Here is a 1,375-nt window from a genome sequence, read left to right as displayed (position 1 = left end):
TTTCGTTTTGAAGTGGGAGACTTAGCGCCAGTCTGAACGGGATAAAGCAGTACATTATTACGTAAAAATTAACCATTACTTTTGAAATGAATTAACGTTGTAAGTCATATTTTTTACACAATATTCTTAAAATTGATATAATGGAATAGACTAACATTTTGTTTATGTTATCAATACTACATTTGGGAGGCATTATTTTATGAAATATGGCATTGCAATTTTTCCATCGAAAAAACTCCAAGATCTCGTAAATTCTTATCGAAAACGTTATGACCCACAATACTCTATGATTCCTCCACATATAACCTTAAAATATTCATTTGAAGCGTCTGAAGAACAAATGAAAGACATTACGAAACAACTTTGGGAAACAGCTGCGAAAACAGAACCTATCAATTTAAATGTGTTAAAAGCAAGTACATTCCAACCTGTTAGCAACGTTATTTATTTAAAGGTTGAGTTAAATAACGAACTTGAAACTCTCCAAAAACAATTGCATAATGGAATCAATAGTGAAGATGAATTTGCGTTTGTTCCTCATTTAACACTAGCTCAACAATTGTCAAATGACGAACATTCTGATCTATTTGGACAATTAAGTATGATTGACCTTAGTCATTCAGAAACAATTGATCGCTTTCACTTACTATATCAATTAGACAATGGCTCATGGACAGTCTACGAAACATTTCATCTTGGAAAGGAATAAACAATTGTGATAGTAGAAATTGTCAATAATCAACAACAATTAGAAGATGCTTATTCGATTCGACAAAAAGTATTTATCGAAGAACAACAAGTTGACGCAGAAGAAGAACTTGATGAACATGATCAAACCGCTACTCATTTTGTATTGTATGATGACAACAAACCAATTGGCGCTGGTCGTTTCCGCTTAGTAGACGGAGCTGGTAAAGTAGAGCGCATTTGTGTCCTAGCAAATGTTCGCAAAGCTGGTGCTGGTAAGTTAATCATGAACAAGATTGAGAAATATGCGAAAGATCAACAAATCGCTCAAGTAAAACTCAATGCACAAACTCATGCTATTGGTTTTTATGAAAACTTAGGATATAAAATCGTTTCTGAAGAATTTCTCGATGCAGGAATTCCTCATCGAACAATGACTAAAAATCTATAAAAACAAAAGCGCAGAGCGCCCGTTCAACGCCGTATGAGACTTACGCACTTCGTACGAGATAAAGGAAACACGAAGAGCGGAGCGATTCGATGTGTCTAGCTTCATCGGCCAGCCCCTCGAGTCATAAGCCAAATCACTTCGGAAATCAGGATTTCCTGTGTGATTCGGCTTATGCCTTCGGGGCTTGACGGGCCGATTCCGCATTTCAGTGTTGACTTATCGTAAGAAGAAGTGTGA

The 1,375-nt window shown here is 36.1% G+C and carries 2 protein-coding genes; both read left to right on the top strand.

All coding sequences use genetic code 11. The features are described 5' to 3' along the window. Positions 1-199 precede the first annotated feature (199 nt). A complete protein-coding gene (locus V7014_RS16920; protein ID WP_335508612.1) occupies positions 200-709 on the top strand; it encodes a YjcG family protein in 510 nt (169 codons plus the stop codon). A gap of 6 nt (positions 710-715) precedes the next feature. After that, positions 716-1,138, top strand: a complete 423-nt coding sequence (locus V7014_RS16915) for a GNAT family N-acetyltransferase (protein WP_335508611.1) — start codon at positions 716-718, stop codon at positions 1,136-1,138. Positions 1,139-1,375: the final 237 nt, after the last annotated feature.

The organism is Bacillus sp. JJ722, from assembly GCF_036963345.1.
Classification (GTDB): domain Bacteria; phylum Bacillota; class Bacilli; order Bacillales; family DSM-1321; genus Bacillus_AD.
This window is presented reverse-complemented; position numbering and strand designations above follow the sequence as displayed.

Excerpts from the sequence above, each read along its gene's own strand:
- V7014_RS16920 (WP_335508612.1), top strand. The coding sequence starts at position 200 with ATGAAATATGGCATTGCAATTTTTCCATCGAAAAAACTCCAAGATCTC.